Annotated in this window: 13 protein-coding genes and 1 rRNA gene; 4 read left to right on the top strand and 10 right to left on the bottom strand. The window is 63.6% G+C overall.

Annotated elements, in window-relative coordinates; genetic code table 11:
* Positions 1-32: 32 nt before the first annotated feature.
* The 7 genes from AC56DV_RS22480 to AC56DV_RS22450 all read right to left on the bottom strand — a co-directional run bounded on the left by AC56DV_RS22480 (position 33) and on the right by AC56DV_RS22450 (position 8,190).
* A complete protein-coding gene (locus AC56DV_RS22480) occupies positions 33-2,096 on the bottom strand; it encodes a M13 family metallopeptidase (RefSeq protein WP_496316454.1) in 2,064 nt (687 codons plus the stop codon).
* A 70-nt stretch (positions 2,097-2,166) separates the two neighbouring features.
* Positions 2,167-2,901: a uroporphyrinogen-III C-methyltransferase gene (cobA, locus tag AC56DV_RS22475; RefSeq protein ID WP_496316453.1), complete on the bottom strand. Its 735-nt coding sequence runs from the start codon at positions 2,899-2,901 to the stop codon at positions 2,167-2,169.
* Between the two features lie 3 nt (positions 2,902-2,904).
* Positions 2,905-4,212, bottom strand: coding sequence for a sulfate adenylyltransferase subunit 1 (locus tag AC56DV_RS22470; RefSeq protein ID WP_496316452.1), 1,308 nt, complete (start codon positions 4,210-4,212; stop codon positions 2,905-2,907).
* The gene (cysD, locus tag AC56DV_RS22465; protein WP_496316451.1) at positions 4,212-5,159 is read right to left on the bottom strand and encodes a sulfate adenylyltransferase subunit CysD; all 948 of its coding nucleotides are present in this window, start codon (positions 5,157-5,159) and stop codon (positions 4,212-4,214) included. Before cysD ends, AC56DV_RS22470 begins: the two co-directional genes overlap by 1 nt.
* A 38-nt stretch (positions 5,160-5,197) precedes the next feature.
* The gene (locus AC56DV_RS22460) at positions 5,198-5,914 is read right to left on the bottom strand and encodes a phosphoadenylyl-sulfate reductase (RefSeq protein WP_496316450.1); all 717 of its coding nucleotides are present in this window, start codon (positions 5,912-5,914) and stop codon (positions 5,198-5,200) included.
* Positions 5,915-5,930: 16 nt separating this feature from the next.
* On the bottom strand, positions 5,931-6,506 hold the full coding sequence (locus AC56DV_RS22455) for a DUF934 domain-containing protein (RefSeq protein WP_496316449.1): 576 nt from the start codon (positions 6,504-6,506) through the stop codon (positions 5,931-5,933).
* Positions 6,499-8,190: a nitrite/sulfite reductase gene (locus tag AC56DV_RS22450; RefSeq protein ID WP_496316448.1), complete on the bottom strand. Its 1,692-nt coding sequence runs from the start codon at positions 8,188-8,190 to the stop codon at positions 6,499-6,501. The genes AC56DV_RS22455 and AC56DV_RS22450 overlap by 8 nt, the downstream gene beginning before the upstream one ends.
* 178 nt (positions 8,191-8,368) lie before the next feature.
* Here AC56DV_RS22450 and AC56DV_RS22445 point away from each other — a divergent pair, with 178 nt between their 5' ends.
* The 3 genes from AC56DV_RS22445 (at position 8,369) to AC56DV_RS22435 (ending at position 11,155) form a co-directional block, all read left to right on the top strand.
* Entirely contained in the window at positions 8,369-9,310 is a 942-nt protein-coding gene (locus AC56DV_RS22445) for a CysB family HTH-type transcriptional regulator (protein WP_496316447.1), read from the top strand.
* Between the two features lie 2 nt (positions 9,311-9,312).
* On the top strand, positions 9,313-9,963 hold the full coding sequence (locus AC56DV_RS22440; RefSeq protein ID WP_496316446.1) for a class I SAM-dependent methyltransferase: 651 nt from the start codon (positions 9,313-9,315) through the stop codon (positions 9,961-9,963).
* A 220-nt stretch (positions 9,964-10,183) separates the two neighbouring features.
* Positions 10,184-11,155 (top strand): porin, encoded by a 972-nt coding sequence (locus AC56DV_RS22435; protein WP_496316445.1) that lies wholly within the window; start codon positions 10,184-10,186, stop codon positions 11,153-11,155.
* A gap of 64 nt (positions 11,156-11,219) precedes the next feature.
* On the opposite strand, the gene AC56DV_RS22430 is transcribed toward AC56DV_RS22435, so the two are convergent.
* From AC56DV_RS22430 to AC56DV_RS22420, 3 genes are all read right to left on the bottom strand, one after another.
* Positions 11,220-11,993, bottom strand: coding sequence for a sensor histidine kinase (locus AC56DV_RS22430; protein ID WP_496316444.1), 774 nt, complete (start codon positions 11,991-11,993; stop codon positions 11,220-11,222).
* 91 nt (positions 11,994-12,084) lie between these two features.
* Positions 12,085-12,861, bottom strand: coding sequence for a LytR/AlgR family response regulator transcription factor (locus AC56DV_RS22425; RefSeq protein ID WP_496316443.1), 777 nt, complete (start codon positions 12,859-12,861; stop codon positions 12,085-12,087).
* Between the two features lie 63 nt (positions 12,862-12,924).
* Positions 12,925-14,286, bottom strand: a complete 1,362-nt coding sequence (locus AC56DV_RS22420) for a sensor histidine kinase (protein WP_496316442.1) — start codon at positions 14,284-14,286, stop codon at positions 12,925-12,927.
* A 460-nt stretch (positions 14,287-14,746) separates the two neighbouring features.
* Here AC56DV_RS22420 and AC56DV_RS22415 point away from each other — a divergent pair.
* A 16S ribosomal RNA gene (locus AC56DV_RS22415) occupies positions 14,747-15,747 on the top strand; the annotation flags it as partial.

The raw sequence follows: 15,747 nt of genomic DNA, 5'->3' as shown, positions 1-15,747 counted from the left end.
AGGCGACATTTTAACAGGCGCCGCCGCTGGGCCTACCACACCCGGCAGATCTTCTCCTTGGGCTTGACCATGGCTTGGCCGGGCTTGCAGGCGAAGGCCTTGGCAAATTCCGGCATATTCACCACCACGCCGTTGATGCGGTACTTGCCCGGCGAATGCGGATCGGTCATCGCGTGCAGGCGCAGGCTTTCCGGCCGCTCGCTCTGGCAGGTCCACTGCGCCGTGCCGACGAAGAAGCGCTGCTCGGGCGTCAGGCCCTCGCGGTTTGCCAGCACCTTGCCGGCGATTTCCGTTTTCCACGCCATCCAGGCCAGTATCAGGCCGCCCAGGTCGGCCGCGTCCTCGCCCAGCGTCAGCTTGCTGTTGATCTTGATGTCGTCCACCACGGTGTACTGCGCGTACTGGTCCACGATGCACTGCGCGCGCTGCTTGAAGGCCTTGGCGTCCTGCTTGGCCCACCAGTCCTTCAGGTTGCCCTTGGCGTCGAACTGGCGGCCCTCATCGTCGAAGCCGTGGATCAGTTCATGGCCGATGGTGCCGCCGGTGTTGCCGTAATTCGGCGCGTCGTCCATCTTGCCGTCGAACAGCGGCGGCTGCAGCACGCCCGCAGGGAAATTGATGTCGTTCATCTGCGGGTTGTAATAGGCGTTCACGGTGGGCGGCGTCATGCCCCATTCGGAGCGGTCCAGCGGCTTGCCGATCTTGTCCAGCTGGCGCCGCACCTCGAAGGCGGTGCCGCGCACCACGTTGCCGGCGAAGTCGCCGCGCTTGACGTTGTAGGCGCTGTAGTCGCGCCAGTTGTCCGGGTAGCCCACCTTGTTGGCCACTGCGTGCAGCTTCTCGCGCGCCTTGGCCTTGGTCGGTTCGCTCATCCACGTCAGCGAGTTGATGTCCTGCTCCATGGCGGCCTCGATCTGGCGCGTCATGTGCAGCGTTTTTTCCTTCAGCTCGGGACTGAAGGCGCGGCTGACGAATTCCTGGCCCAGCGCCTCGCCCAGCTGCTGGTCCACCAGCTGCACGCAGCGCTTCCAGCGCGGCTTCTGTTCCGGCGTGCCGAGCAGGGTCTTGTGATAGAAGGCGAAGTTCTCGTCCACGAAGTCCTGCGACAGGAAGGGCGCCATGGCGCGTGTGGTGTGCCACCGCAAATAGGTCTTGATGTCGTCCAGGCTCAGTTGCTGCAAGCCCTTGTTCAGCGCGCGCAGATAGGCCGGTTCGTTGGCGTTGAAGCTGTTTACGCCTGCCACGCCGGCCGCCTGCAGGTAGTCCTTCCAGCTGAAGGCGGGCGTCATCGCCTGCAGGCCTTTCAGGTCGGTCTTGTGGAACATCTTGTAAGGATCGCGCTGGTCCACGCGCGACAGCGAGGCTTTCGCCAGCGCCGTTTCAAAGCGCAGGATGGCGGCGGCCCGCCTGGCCGCCGGCGGCGCGTCGCCGGCCAGCTGCAGCGAGCGGGCGATGTGCTCCAGGTACTGCGCGCGGATGGCTTTCGACTTGGCGTCGTTCTTCAGGTAGTAGTCGCGGTCCGGCAGCCCGGCGTCGGCGGTGCCGGCGAAGGCGATCACCTGGGTGGAGTCGGCCAGGTCCTGGTTGGACGAGAAGCCGAACAGCATGCCGCTGGCCACGTCCGTGTGCAGCCGGGCCAGCACGCGCGGCAGGTCCTGCTTGCTGGTCATGCCGGCAATCAGCGCCAGGTATTCCTGCAGCGGCGCGGCGCCGCGCTGGTTGACGGTCTGCTCGTCCATGCAGGCTGCGAAGTAGTCGCCTATCTTTTGCTGGGACGCGTTGCGGCCGCTCTCCTGCGCCGCCAATGCGGACAGGATGCCCCACAGGAAGCGCTGGTTGTCCTGCGCGGCCTTGCCGTACACGCTCCACGAGCTCTGGTCGGCCGGTATCGGGTTGTTCTTGATCCAGCCGCCGCAGCTGTACTGGTAGAAGTCCTCGCAGGGATCGGCACTCTTGTCCATGGCGGTGACGTCCAGGCCGGGCGTGTAGGGCAGGGCGGTCAGCGGCGCGTCGTTGGCGGCGGGGGCCTGGGCCGGGGCTTGGCCATAAGCGGCGCAGACGGCAAAGGCTAGCAGGACAGGGACGAGATTGCGCATGAAGTGCTCCGGTGAGTCGAAGCAGCTATTCTACGGCGGGGATTGTCGGAATGGCAACCGGTGCGGTTGCTCAGTCGGCGGCCTGGTGCGGGCGGCGCGCCATGGCGTGGCCCAGCATCACCAGCACCGGGCCGTGCGACGGCTCCAGGCCGTGGGCCAGTGTGTCCAGCGTCAGGCGCAGGATGCGCTGGTCGGGTCGGCTGACATTCTCGATGACCACCACCGGCGTCTCGCCCAGCCGGCCCTGGTCCAGCAGGCGCTGCGCGGTGATGATGGCTTCGCGCCCGCCCATGTACTGCACCAGCGTGTCGCTGTCCGGCATGTCCACGTCGGCCGGGTGCTCGGGCGCGGTGCTGGAGGTGAAGAAGGCCACGCTGCGCGCCACGCCGCGCTTGGTGAGCGGCTGCTTGGTGGCCGCCGCCGCCGCCACGGCGGTGGTGATGCCGGGGACGACTTCGACCTCGATGCCGGCTTCCTCCAGCGCGCGCAATTCCTCGTCGGCGCGGCCGAACAGCATCGGGTCGCCGCCCTTCAGGCGCACCACCAGCTGGTGGCGGCCGGCGTTGTCCACCAGCTGCGCGTTGATGGCGTGCTGCGCGGTGGAGCGCTGCCCCGAGCGCTTGCCGACCGAGATCTTCTCGGCCTGCGGGCACAGCTCCAGCATCTCCTCGGTCACCAGCGCGTCGTGCAGCACCACGTCGGCTTGCGCCAGCAGGCGCGCGCCGCGCATGGTGATCAGATCCTGCGCGCCGGGGCCGGCGCCGATGAGATAGACCTTGCCGAATTTGGGGACAAGCGCGGACATCGATCAGGCCAGGCGGATCATGCCTGCGGCCACGGTCTGGTGGGTGACTTCATCGATCAGGATGAAGGCGCCCGTCGCGCGGCTGTCGGTATAGTCGTCGGCGGCCAGCGGCTGCTGCACGGTCAGCGCGATGCGCGCCACGTCGTTCAGCTTGAGCGCGTCCGCGTCGCGGCGTTCCTGGGTGTTGATGTCCAGCAGCGACTCGATCCTGGTGATCTTGGCGGCGGTCTGCTTGGTGCCGTGCTTGATCCAGTACTTGCGGCGCAGGTCCAGCGCGTCTTCCGACAGCCAGCACACGTCCGCGTTCAGGTTCTTCAGCAGGGTGGCCGGCTGCTCGCTGCTGGCCAGCAGGTCGCCGCGCGAAACGTCCAGGTACTCGTTCAGCAGCAGGGTCACCGACTGGCCGGCCGATGCCGACTGGTGCGAGCCTTCCAGCGTCAGGATGTCCTTGACGGTGGCGGCCTGGCCCGAAGGCTGCACCACCAGCTGGTCGCCCACCTTTACGCTGCCGGCTTCGATGCGGCCCATGTAGCCGCGGAAGTCGTTCGCTTCGTGGCCATTGTGGCGCGCCACCAGCTGCACCGGGAAGCGGAACGGCGCGTTGTGCGCTTCGTCGTACACCGACAGCGATTCCAGCAGCTCGATCAAGGTCGGGCCCTGGTACCACGGCATGTTCTCGCCGGCGTCCACCACGTTGTCGCCGCTCAGGGCCGACAGCGGGATAGGCGTGATGTCCTTCAGGCCCAGCGACTGCGCGAATTCCTGGTAAGCCTTGACGATGCGGTCGTAGATCGCCTGGTCGTAGTTCACCAGGTCCATCTTGTTCACGGCCACCACCACGTGCTCGATCTGCAGCAGGTGGGCGATGGTGGAGTGGCGCTTGGTCTGGATCAGCAGATCCACGCCGCCGTCTTCGCGCAGCTTCACTTTCGACACGTCGATCAGGATGATGACGGCGTCGGCGGTGGAGGCGCCGGTGACCATGTTGCGGGTGTACTGCTCGTGGCCCGGGGTGTCGGCGATGATGAACTTGCGCTTGGGCGTGGCGAAGTAGCGGTAGGCCACGTCGATGGTGATGCCCTGTTCGCGTTCGGCTTCCAGGCCGTCCGTCAGCAGCGACAGGTCGATGGTGTCGCCCACGGTGCGCTTGTTCTTGGCGCGCGACACGGCGGCCAGCTGGTCGGCGAAGATGCCCTTGCTGTCGAACAGCAGGCGGCCGATCAGCGTGCTCTTGCCGTCGTCCACGGAGCCTGCGGTGATGAAGCGCAACAGGCCGGCTTGCTTGTCAGTGTTTTCAATGCGTGCGTTCATCAGAAGTAACCTGCTTTCTTGCGTTTTTCCATGGAGGCTTCGGAGGTCTGGTCGTCCATCCGGGTGGCGCCCCGTTCAGTAATCTGGGTGACGGCCGTTTCGGCGATGATCGCTTCCACCGTTTCCGCGTCCGACGACACCGGGCAGGTGCAGGAGATGTCGCCCACGGTGCGGAAGCGCACCACTTGCGTTTCCACGGCTTCGCCGTCGCGCGCCGGGGTCAGGTCGGTCAGCGGCACCAGCAGGCCGTTGCGCGGGATCACCTGGCGCTCGTGCGCGAAGTAGATCGGCGGCAGCGCCAGTTTTTCGCGGGCGATGTACTGCCACACATCCAGCTCGGTCCAGTTCGAGATCGGGAACACGCGCATGTTCTCGCCCGGATGCACGCGGGTGTTATACAGGTCCCACAGCTCCGGACGCTGCGCCTTCGGGTCCCACTGGCCGAATTCGTCGCGGAAGGAGAAGATGCGCTCCTTGGCGCGGGCCTTTTCCTCGTCGCGGCGGGCGCCGCCGATGCAGGCGTCGAACTTGTGTTCGGCGATGGTCTCGAGCAGCGTCACCGCCTGCGCGGCATTGCGCGAATCGGTTTGCGGATTGCGCAGGCGCACGGTGCCCTTCTTGATCGAGTCCTCCACCGAGCCCACGATCAGGCGCTCGCCCAGTTCGGCCACGCGCTGGTCGCGGAAGGTGATCACTTCCTGGAAGTTGTGGCCGGTGTCGATGTGCACCAGCGGGAACGGGAATTTACCGGGGCGGAAGGCCTTCTCGGCCAGGCGCAGCAGCACCACGGAATCCTTACCGCCCGAGAACAGCAGGGCGGGGTTGCTGCATTCTGCGGCCACTTCGCGCAGGATGTGGATCGCTTCCGATTCCAGCGCGTCCAGGTGGCGGGCGTTCACGTCGCTCAAGCCTATGGTGGAGGCGTAACGGTCAACTACAGTGTTCATGGTGCTTGCCTATTCTTGTGTTGGTGACTGGCGCTTGATTACGCCGCCACGGATTTGATGCGTATCAGCTTGCCGTCTACCACGTGCAGGCCGCATTCCTTCGATTCCGGATTCTCCCACCACCAGCGGCCGGCGCGCACATCCTCGCCCGGCTCGATGGCGCGGGTGCAGGGTTCGCAGCCGATCGACGGGTAGCCCTTGTCATGCAATGCATTGTAAGGCACCTGGTTTTCGCGCAGGTAGTTCCACACGTCCTGCTCCGACCAGTCTGCCAGCGGATTGAACTTGGTCATGAAGTGGGCCGGATCGTCCTCTTCAATCATCAGCGAGGTGCGGGTGGCCGACTGCGCGCGGCGCTGGCCGGTGATCCAGGCCCGGTTGCCGGCCAGGGCGCGGCCCAGCGGCTCCACCTTGCGGATGCGGCAGCATTCCTTGCGCATCTCCACGCTGTCGTAGAAGGCGTTCAGGCCGTTCTGCGCCACGTAGGCCGCCACCGCTTCCGGCTGCGGGCGGTACAGCGCGATCTGGTAGCCGTAGGTCTCTTTCACCTTGTCCAGCATGGCCAGCGTTTCCGCGTGCAGGCGGCCGGTCTCCAGCGAGAAGATGGTGATCGGCAGCTTGGCCTTCAGGATCAGATCGGTCAGCACCATGTCTTCGGCGGCCAGGCTGGACGCGAACACCGCCGGCGTGAAGTCGCGCACGATGCGTTCCAGGGTCTGCTGCGTGGACTGGATCAGGGTATTCAGCTCGCTCATGGCTGGCTCCCGCGCTTCAGATGCCGTAGCCGGCGTCGCCGGTGGCGGCGACGTTGGCGGCGGGCGTGGCGCGGGTATGGCGGCGGAACAGCGGTACCTTCTGGTCCACCGACGCCTGGTAGGTCTCCGAGAAATCGGACAGGCCTTTCAGGGCGTCGTGGATGTTGCGGTCGGCGCGCACGTCGTAGGCGTTGAAGCCCACGCGCTGCATCGAGAACAGCTGGTCGCGCAGCACGTCGCCGATGGCGCGCAATTCGCCGGCGTAGGCCAGGCGGGTGCGCAGGTTGTAGGCGAGGGAATAGCCGCGGCCGTCGGTGAATTTGGGGAAGTCCACCGCCACCACGGCGAAGGCGTCCAGCTCGCCCTTCAGCGTTTCGGGACGCTCGTCCGGACCGAACCACACGCCGATCTCGCCGGCCGCGCGGCGCGCCGCCAGCGCGGCGGACTGCGCCTGCCAGGTGGCCAGCGGCACGATGGTTTTGCCGGCCGGGACAGCCAGCGCCGCGGCGTCTTCGCCTTCGGCGGCGCGCAGCACGGTCCAGTCGTCGCCGACGACTTCACGGCCCTTGATGATCAATTTTTGTTCAGACATATTCATCTTCTCCAACCAGGCGGCCCGCATCGGCAATCGGCGTGGCGTATACATATTCCTTGAACGGCGCGACGCCGAGGCGCTGCACGGTGTCCACGAAGCGCTCCGCTTCGTGGCGCTCGCGCACATACACTTCCAGCAGGCGGCCGATCACTTCCGGCATCTGCAGCGCGGAGAACGACGGGCCGATGATCTTGCCGATGGCCGAATCATTGCCCTGCGCGCCGCCGATCGACACCTGATACCATTCGCTGCCGTCCTTGTCCACGCCCAGCACGCCGATGTTGCCCACGTGGTGGTGGCCGCAGGCGTTGATGCAGCCCGAGATATTCAGTTCGATGTCGCCGATGTCGTGCTGGAAGTCCAGGTTGTCGAAGCGCTCCGCGATGGCGGCGGCGATCGGCAGCGACTTGGCGTTGGCCAGCGAGCAGAAGTCGCCGCCCGGGCAGCAGATCATGTCGGTCAGCAGGCCGATGTTGGGCGTGGCCAGGCCATGCGCCTTCACTTCCTGCCACAGCGCGAACAACTGGCTCTGCTCCACGTCCGCCAGCACGATGTTCTGCTCGTGCGTCACGCGCAGTTCGCCGAAGCTGTAGCGGTCCGACAGGTCGGCCATGAAGTCCATCTGCTCGGCGGTGGCGTCGCCCGGCGGCACGCCGGTCTTCTTCAGCGACAGCACCACGGCCGCGTAGCCGGGCTGCTTGTGCGCCTTGACGTTGCGCTTGAGCCAGTTGGCGAAGGCCTTGTTGTCGGCATGCGCGGCCAGCGGGTCGATCGCCGCCAGCGCCTTGTACGGGTGCGGCTCGAAGTAGGCCACCACGCGGTCGATCTCTTCCTGGGTCAGCGTTTCGGCGTTGCCCTTCAGGTCAGCCCACTCCGCTTCCACCTGGCGCGTGAACTCCTCCGCGCCGATGGCCTTCAGCAGGATCTTGATGCGGGCCTTGTACTTGTTGTCGCGGCGGCCGTACTGGTTGTACACGCGCATCACCGCTTCGATATAGGTCAGCAGGTGTTCGCGCGGCAGGAACTCGCGGATCACCGTGCCCAGGATGGGAGTGCGGCCCATGCCGCCGCCGACCATCACCTTGAAGCCGATTTCCCTGTTCTCGTTGTAGACCACGGTCAGGCCGATGTCGTGCACGGCGATGGCGGCGCGGTCTTCCACGGCGCCGTTGACGGCCACCTTGAATTTGCGCGGCAGCGCGATGAACTCGGGGTGGAAGGTCGACCACTGGCGCAGGATTTCGCAGTACGGGCGCGGATCGATGATCTCATCGGCCGCCACGCCGGCGAATTCGTCGGTGGTGGTGTTGCGGATGCAGTTGCCCGAGGTCTGGATGGCGTGCATCTCCACCGAAGCCAGGTCGGACAGGATGTCCGGGGTCTGTTCCAGCTCGATCCAGTTGAACTGGATGTTCTGGCGCGTGGTGAAGTGGCCGTAGCCGCGGTCGTACTTGCGCGCGATGTGCGCGAACATGCGCATCTGCTTCGATGCCAGCAGGCCGTAGGGCACAGCGATGCGCAGCATGTAGGCATGGCGCTGGTAGTACAGGCCATTCTGCAGGCGCAGGGGCAGGAACTCGGCTTCCGTCAGCTCATCGGCCAGGCGGCGGCGCACCTGGTCGCGGTATTGCGCGATGCGTTCGCGGACGATGAGGTGGTCGTATTGATCGTATTGATACATGTCATTCCTAAAAAAATCGCTTGCCGGCGGGGCTGGCTCTTTCAAAGTATCCCAAACTAGCGACAATGGTAATAAACTTCATCTTTATTCCAAACGACTTAGTCTTTATTTGCTTATATACGTATTGGGTATAAGCATGAGCGTAAAATAGAGCTAGAGCAGCCCCAACGAGAGAACAATGAATCTTCATCAACTGCGCTTTGTCCGTGAAGCAGTACGCCAGAACTACAACCTGACAGACGCCGCCAAGGCCCTGTTTACGTCCCAGCCGGGGGTATCCAAGGCCATTATCGAGCTGGAGGAAGAGCTGGGCGTTGACATTTTCACGCGGCACGGCAAGCGCATCCGCGGGCTGACCGAGCCGGGGCGGCTGGTGCTGTCGTCGGTGGAACTGATCATGCAGGAGATCGACAGCCTGAAGCGCATCGGCAAGGAATACGCGGCGCAGGACAGCGGCAGCTTCACCATCGCCACCACCCACACCCAGGCGCGCTACACGCTGCCGAAGGTGGTGCAGGCCTTCATGCTGAAGTTCCCCAAGGTGCGCTTGTCTTTATTGCAAGGCAACCCGCGCCAGATCGCCGAGATGGTGCAGCGCGACCAGGCCGACCTGGCGATCGCCACCGAATCCATCGCCGGGGTTGACAACCTGATCACCTTGCCGTGCTACCAATGGGAGCACGTGGTGGTGGTGCCGCCCGACCACCCGCTGCTTAAATCGAAGACGCTGACGCTGGAGGAGATTGCCGCATTCCCGCTCATCACCTATGATGGCGCCTTCGCCGGCCGCAGCAAGATCGACCACGCGTTCTCGCTCCGCGGCCTGAAGCCGGACGTGCTGCTGGAAGCGATCGACGCGGACGTCATCAAGACCTACGTCGAGCTGGGCATGGGCGTGGGCGTGATCGCCGGCATGGCCTTCGATCCCGAGCGCGACCGCAGCCTGCGCGCCATCCCGGCCGGCCACCTGTTCGGCATGAACGTGTCGCGGGTGGCGGTCAAGCAGGGCGCCTACCTGCGCAGCTACATTTACACCTTCATCGAACTGTTGGCCCCCACGCTCAACCGCAAGTTGATCGAGCAAGCCATGAACGGTGAAAAAGACACTTACGAGTTGTAATTATGAAGACCCAACAAGAATATTACGCGGCCGTCGCCGCCACCTACGACCTGCAATACGAACGTCCCGAAGTGGAAGAAGACCTGGAAGCGCTGCACGAGGCGCTGTCCGAACTGCTGAACGGCCACAAGGTGCTGGAACTGGCCTGCGGCAGCGGCTACTGGACCGAAGTCATCGCCGACGTGGCCGATTCGGTGCGCGCCATCGACAACAGCCCGCAAATGCTGGCCGCCGCCGCCGAGCGCGGCCTGGACGAAGACTTCGTGCAGTTCACCGAGGGCGACGCCTTCAACCTGCCGGCCGACATCGTCCCCGGCGAATACACGGCCTGCTTCGCGGCCGGGCTGTGGTCGCAGGTGCCGCGTTCCAGCCAGGACAAATACCTGGCCCATCTGCGGTTGAAGCTGGGCAAGGACGTGCTGCTGGTCCTGCTCGACAACAACTACGTGGAAGGCTACAGCGAGCCCATCGCGCGTACCGACCTGGACGGCAACAGCTTCCACATCCTCACCGACACCAAGGGCGAGCGCTACGAAGTAGCGCAGAGCTACCCGTCCGACAGCTGGCTGCGCAAGCGCCTGTCCGGCGCCGCCAAGGAAGTGCGCGTCGAGCGCCTGGAACACTACTGGCTCGCCACCTGCCGCCTGAAGTAAATCCCTTTCCGAAAAGACAAATGGGGTCAGGGTTAATTACACGGTTTGTATACGTTCCGTGTAATTAACCCTGGCCCCATTTTGCTATCTGGAAAAGCACGATTCGTTGTGGAAATGCAACAGCTTGTTGATGTCATATTGTTGAAGCATTTGTTAGGCAAGATTCGTCCCGTCAAGTTTTCAAGCGACGCTTTCCTCAACAAACAACATGGATCATCAAGTGAAAAAACTTACTCTGGCAGCACTGCTCATCGGCGGCTTCGTATCCGCAGCGCAAGCGCAATCGAATGTCACGGTCTACGGTGTTGTCGATCTGGGCCTGGCAAAGACTTCCGGCCAGTCGGTTATCGAGCGTGAAAACCACGCTTCGCGCCTCGGCTTCCGCGGCACCGAAGATCTGGGCGGCGGTCTGTCGGCCATCTTCAACCTGGAAAACGAGATCCTGGCCGACACCGGCGCCCAGAAGGGCAATCTGTTCGACCGCCAGGCTTGGGTAGGCTTGAAGGGCGCCTTCGGTACCGTCTATATGGGCCGCACCAAGGACATCATCGACGGCGCCATCGGCCGCATCGAACCGTTCGGCGCCGACGGCGTGATCGGTAAAGTCAACGAGCCGATGATGCGCGGCGGCGTGGGCCAGTCCCGCGTGTCGAACGCGGTCACCTACCAGACCCCGAGCTATAACGGCCTGGTGTTCAGCGCGCAAGCCGTGCTGAGCGAAGTCAAGGACGCCGACAGCGGCTTCAGCGGCCTCGTCACCTACGACAACGGCCCGATCAGCGTGCACGCCGGCTACCAGCGCGCAGCGCAAAGCGTCGCCAATTCGCCGATCAAGCCCACGCTGTGGAGCATCGGCGGCGCCTACAAATTCGGCGCCTTCAAGCTGACCGCCGGCTACACCAAGGGCGACACCGACCAGGTCGTCACCAACGCCGCCAACGGCGAATACGACAGCTTCCTGATCGGCGGCGTCTACACCGTCGGCAACGGCGACTTCAAGGCCGTGTACGGCAAGCAGGAGCGCGACTACGTGAAGTCGGGCAAGGCCATCAGCGGCGAAGAGACCGTCAAGGAAATGGGTATCGGCTACGACTACCACCTGTCCAAGCGCACCGACCTGTACGCTTACGCAGGCCGCGAAAAAGTGAAATCGCTGACCTCCTACCAGGTTGGCATCTCGCACAAGTTCTAAGCTGCGGCAAGCCAGGCTTGATGAAGGGCGCCCTGCGGGGCGCCTTTTTTCGTTCAGGGTTCGTTCAGGGCGGCAGCGGCAGTTCCACCGTGATGCGCGTGCCGCCGCCGCTGCCGCCGTCGTTGCCGCCGCCCTGGATGTCGATCTCGCCGTCCAGCGCCCACACGCGCTCGCGCATGCCGAGCAGGCCGAAGGAGTGCGCCTTGTTCAGGTCGTCAGGCGAGATGCCGCGCCCGTTGTCCTCTATCTGCAGGTGCAGCCGGCCGTCGCGGCGGCGCACCGAGATCCGCACCTGGCTGGCGTGCGCGTGGCGCGAGATATTGGTCAGCGATTCCTGCACAATGCGGAACGCGGCGGTGCTGTAGCGGTCGTCGAGTATCAGCTCGTTTTCCTGCGCGTCCAGCTGGCAGGCGATGCCGTGGCGCTGGGAGAATTCCTGGCGCAGCGTTTGCAGCGCGTAGTACAGGCCGCCTTCGTCCAGCGCGTGCGGCCGCAGGTTGGTGGCGATGCGGCGCAGGGAGGTGATGGCGCGCTGCAGCAGCTTGTCCATCGAGCGCATCTGGCGCGTGGCCTGCGGCGTGGCGGCGGGCTGCTGCTGCAGCAGGCTCAGGTCCACGCGCAGCGTGGCCAGCAGCTGGCCCAGGTCGTCATGCAGCTCGCGCGCGATATGGGCGCGTTCTTCTTCGCGGATGGTTTGCAGGGCGGCGGACAGGTCGCGCAGCTGTTCGTAGGAAATGGCGCGGTCGGTGGCGCGCCGGCCGGGCGCCTGGCAGTCGCGGCGCGAGCGTTCGCTGGCGGGCTTGGGCCGCCGCCGCGGCGGTTTGCCGTGCTTTTCCATGTGCGCATCCCCGTGGCCGGGGAGCCGGCCTTAGGTTACACAATAGGATAGCCGCCGCGCCGGGCATTGATCTGGCGCAGGGCGGCGCGGATTACATTTGCTTGAACAGGTGCAGGAAGCTGCGCGAGACCTCGAGCTTGTCGGAACGGTCCTTGATCAGCACCAGGTGGCGGCCGCGGATGTCGCGCGTCACGCCTTCAATGGCGTTGACATTGACCAGCGTGGCGCGGTGGATCTGCCAGAACAGGTCCGGGTCGAGCTCCTCGGCCAGGTCGCGCACCGGCTTGCGGATCAGCGCTTCGTACTTGGCGGTCTGCACGCAGGTGTATTTTTCGTCGGAGCGGAAGAACAGGATTTCCTCGACCGGGATCATGCGCAGGTCCTGGCCGATGCTGGCCTGGATCCACTGCAGATAGGTCTTCTTGGGCGCAGCGATCTTTTCGGCCAGCTGCGACAGCATGGCCGTCACGCTGGCGTTCACGTCCGCGCCGCCTGCACCGCCGGCCGGCGCGTTCAAGCGGTGCTTCAGGCGCTCCACCGTGATCTGCAGGCGCTCCGGCTCGGCCGGCTTGAGCACATAGTCCACGGCGCCGCGCTCGAACGCTTCCACCGCGTGCACGTCGTAGGCGGTGACGAACACCACGTTGCTCTTGTTGCCGATGGCGGCGGCCGCTTCCATGCCGCTCTTGCCGGGCATGCGGATATCGAGGAAGGCGAAGTCGGGCTTGAGCTGGTCGACCAGGTCGATCGCTTCTTCGCCGTTCTTCGCTTCGCCGATGATGTCCAGCTCGGGCCACACCTGGCCCAGGCGCAGGCGCAACTGGTCGCGCATCAGTCTTTCATCGTCGGCAAGAATTGCAGTTGGCATAGTCGAAGGCGTGTTAAAAAGTGAGTGCTAATTATTCAACGAATCGGCGGCTGGCGCAATCGATTACTTGGCGGCCAGCGCGTAGGGCACTTCGATGGTGGCGATGACGCCGCTCGGCTGGTTGGGCTCGATATTCAGCGCCCCCTGGCTGCCGTGCAGCAGTTTCAGGCGCTCGCGGATATTGCTCAGGCCCAGGCCGGTGCCGTCGCTGGGCTTGGCGCCGAAGCCCAGGCCGTCGTCCGCCACGATTACGCGCAGCTTGTTGTGCGCCACTTCGGCCCGCACCCGCAAGGTGCCGCCTTCGGGCTTGCCTTCCAGGCCGTGCTTGATGGCGTTCTCCACCATCGATTGCAGCATCATGGGCGGGAAGGCTGCGGTGCGCAGACCGTCCGGCACATCGAAGTCGATGGTCAGGCGCTCTTCCATGCGCATTTTCAGCAGGGCCAGGTAGGCGGCCACCATGTCGGCTTCGCGGCCCAGGTTGGTGATCAGGTTGCTGTCGCGCATTTGCGGCAGCACGGCGCGCAAGTATTTGATCAGGCTGCGCTGCATGGCCGAGGCGCGCGGCGGATCGGTCTCGATCAGGTGTTCCACCGAGGCCAGCGTATTGAACAGGAAGTGCGGCTCCACCTGCGCCTGCATCATCTGCATCTTCGCTTCGCTCAGCTGGCGCTGCATGGATTCGCGCTCGGCGGCGGCGTTGGCGGACTGGGTTTGCGCCTCGGCGCGCTTTTTGCCGCCCATCAGCGCCTTGGTGGCGAACAGGGCCAGCACCAGCAGGGAGACGAAACTCTTGAACCAGGTGGATGCCTGCTTGTGGTAGCGCGACACTTTCTGCTCGGCGGCATCGTCCACTGCCTCTTCGATGGCGTTGGACAGTTCTTCGCCGATCTGCGGCGGCAGTTCGATGTGGACTTCCTCGCCGGGCAGCACCGGGGAGGCCGGCGCAGCAGGGGCGCGGGCGGCGCGGCCAGCCCGGCCGGCGGCCTCGGCTTTGCCGGCCGGTGCGGCAGGGGCTGCAGGAGGCTCGGGTAGCGCGGCGGGCGCGGGCGCTTCGGCATGTTCGGGCGGCTCGGGCAGGGCTGGGGCGCCGGCCTCGCTGCCTTCTTCGCTGCCGGACGGCGGCGCTTCCTTGCGGATTTTGCTGCCGCGCGGGTTGAAGTGGATGCCGCTGTCGTCGATCAGGATATTGGTGTCGCCGCCGGGACGGGAGCGCTTGCGCTCCTTGGTCACGTATTCCTCGTCCGGGCGCGAGGAGAACAGTTCGTCCTGCAGGATGGAGCCGGCGATCAGGGCCAATGCCGCAAACAGGAAGAACTTCCACCAAGACAATTGGGTGACCCAGGTAGCGGTCGCGTCGAAGCCTTTGTGCAGCCAGGCGAGGATGGTCTTCAGCGTGTCTTGGACTTTGGGTTGCGGAAACATGTAGTGCCTTCAATTTCTCGGATGGTGCAACTGTACGCAAAGTGGCCCGGATCCGCCACGGCCTTGCGACAGTCTGCACAAATCGGGGAGTGGACGGCGTGGGCTTGCGGAAATGCAGGGTCTCGGTTATAGTTCTGTCCCCGCGCTGCCGAGCACTGCTTGCAGCGTAGGAGTGAAGAAGCGCAGTGCGCTTCTGAACGGAAAAGAAGGGGTTGACGAGCTGCACGAAACATCGCATAATCTCGCCTCTCTGCTGCTGAACAAAACGCTTCAGCAACAACGCAGAATTCTTTAAAAATTTACAATCGATAAGTGTGGGCGTTTGATGATGAGGCCCGCAGCGCAAGCTGCGAAACTCAAATTATTTAAACGCTCAACGAAAAACAAACGTGACCTCGAAAGAGGAATCGTCAGTTATTTTGAAGAGCGACCAAGTCAGCAATGACTTTAAACAGAGATTGAACTGAAGAGTTTGATCCTGGCTCAGATTGAACGCTGGCGGCATGCTTTACACATGCAAGTCGAACGGTAACAGGGAGCTTGCTCCGCTGACGAGTGGCGAACGGGTGAGTAATATATCGGAACGTACCCAAGAGTGGGGGATAACGTAGCGAAAGTTACGCTAATACCGCATACGATCTATGGATGAAAGCAGGGGACCGCAAGGCCTTGTGCTCCTGGAGCGGCCGATATCTGATTAGCTAGTTGGTAGGGTAAAGGCCTACCAAGGCATCGATCAGTAGCTGGTCTGAGAGGACGACCAGCCACACTGGAACTGAGACACGGTCCAGACTCCTACGGGAGGCAGCAGTGGGGAATTTTGGACAATGGGCGCAAGCCTGATCCAGCAATGCCGCGTGAGTGAAGAAGGCCTTCGGGTTGTAAAGCTCTTTTGTCAGGGAAGAAACGGGCGTGGCTAATATCCATGTCTAATGACGGTACCTGAAGAATAAGCACCGGCTAACTACGTGCCAGCAGCCGCGGTAATACGTAGGGTGCAAGCGTTAATCGGAATTACTGGGCGTAAAGCGTGCGCAGGCGGTTTTGTAAGTCTGTCGTGAAATCCCCGGGCTCAACCTGGGAATGGCGATGGAGACTGCAAGGCTAGAATCTGGCAGAGGGGGGTAGAATTCCACGTGTAGCAGTGAAATGCGTAGAGATGTGGAGGAACACCGATGGCGAAGGCAGCCCCCTGGGTCAAGATTGACGCTCATGCACGAAAGCGTGGGGAGCAAACAGGATTAGATACCCTGGTAGTCCACGCCCTAAACGATGTCTACTAGTTGTCGGGTCTTAATTGACTTGGTAACGCAGCTAACGCGTGAAGTAGACCGCCTGGGGAGTACGGTCGCAAGATTAAAACTCAAAGGAATTGACGGGGACCCGCACAAGCGGTGGATGATGTGGATTAATTCGATGCAACGCGAAAAACCTTACCTACCCTTGACATGGAAGGAATCC

The sequence above is a fragment of the Massilia sp. BGA-UO-ETr-WB1 genome (genome assembly GCF_059567845.1).
The sequence above is the reverse complement of the archived record's forward strand: the minus strand, read 5'-3'. Positions and strand labels throughout refer to the sequence as shown.

Coding starts and splice junctions, on each gene's coding strand:
- AC56DV_RS22480 (WP_496316454.1), bottom strand. CDS start 2,096: ATGCGCAATCTCGTCCCTGTCCTGCTAGCCTTTGCCGTCTGCGCCGCT.
- cobA (WP_496316453.1), bottom strand. CDS start 2,901: ATGTCCGCGCTTGTCCCCAAATTCGGCAAGGTCTATCTCATCGGCGCC.
- AC56DV_RS22470 (WP_496316452.1), bottom strand. CDS start 4,212: ATGAACGCACGCATTGAAAACACTGACAAGCAAGCCGGCCTGTTGCGC.
- cysD (WP_496316451.1), bottom strand. CDS start 5,159: ATGAACACTGTAGTTGACCGTTACGCCTCCACCATAGGCTTGAGCGAC.
- AC56DV_RS22460 (WP_496316450.1), bottom strand. CDS start 5,914: ATGAGCGAGCTGAATACCCTGATCCAGTCCACGCAGCAGACCCTGGAA.
- AC56DV_RS22455 (WP_496316449.1), bottom strand. CDS start 6,506: ATGTCTGAACAAAAATTGATCATCAAGGGCCGTGAAGTCGTCGGCGAC.
- AC56DV_RS22450 (WP_496316448.1), bottom strand. CDS start 8,190: ATGTATCAATACGATCAATACGACCACCTCATCGTCCGCGAACGCATC.
- AC56DV_RS22445 (WP_496316447.1), top strand. CDS start 8,369: ATGAATCTTCATCAACTGCGCTTTGTCCGTGAAGCAGTACGCCAGAAC.
- AC56DV_RS22440 (WP_496316446.1), top strand. CDS start 9,313: ATGAAGACCCAACAAGAATATTACGCGGCCGTCGCCGCCACCTACGAC.
- AC56DV_RS22430 (WP_496316444.1), bottom strand. CDS start 11,993: ATGGAAAAGCACGGCAAACCGCCGCGGCGGCGGCCCAAGCCCGCCAGC.
- AC56DV_RS22425 (WP_496316443.1), bottom strand. CDS start 12,861: ATGCCAACTGCAATTCTTGCCGACGATGAAAGACTGATGCGCGACCAG.
- AC56DV_RS22420 (WP_496316442.1), bottom strand. CDS start 14,286: ATGTTTCCGCAACCCAAAGTCCAAGACACGCTGAAGACCATCCTCGCC.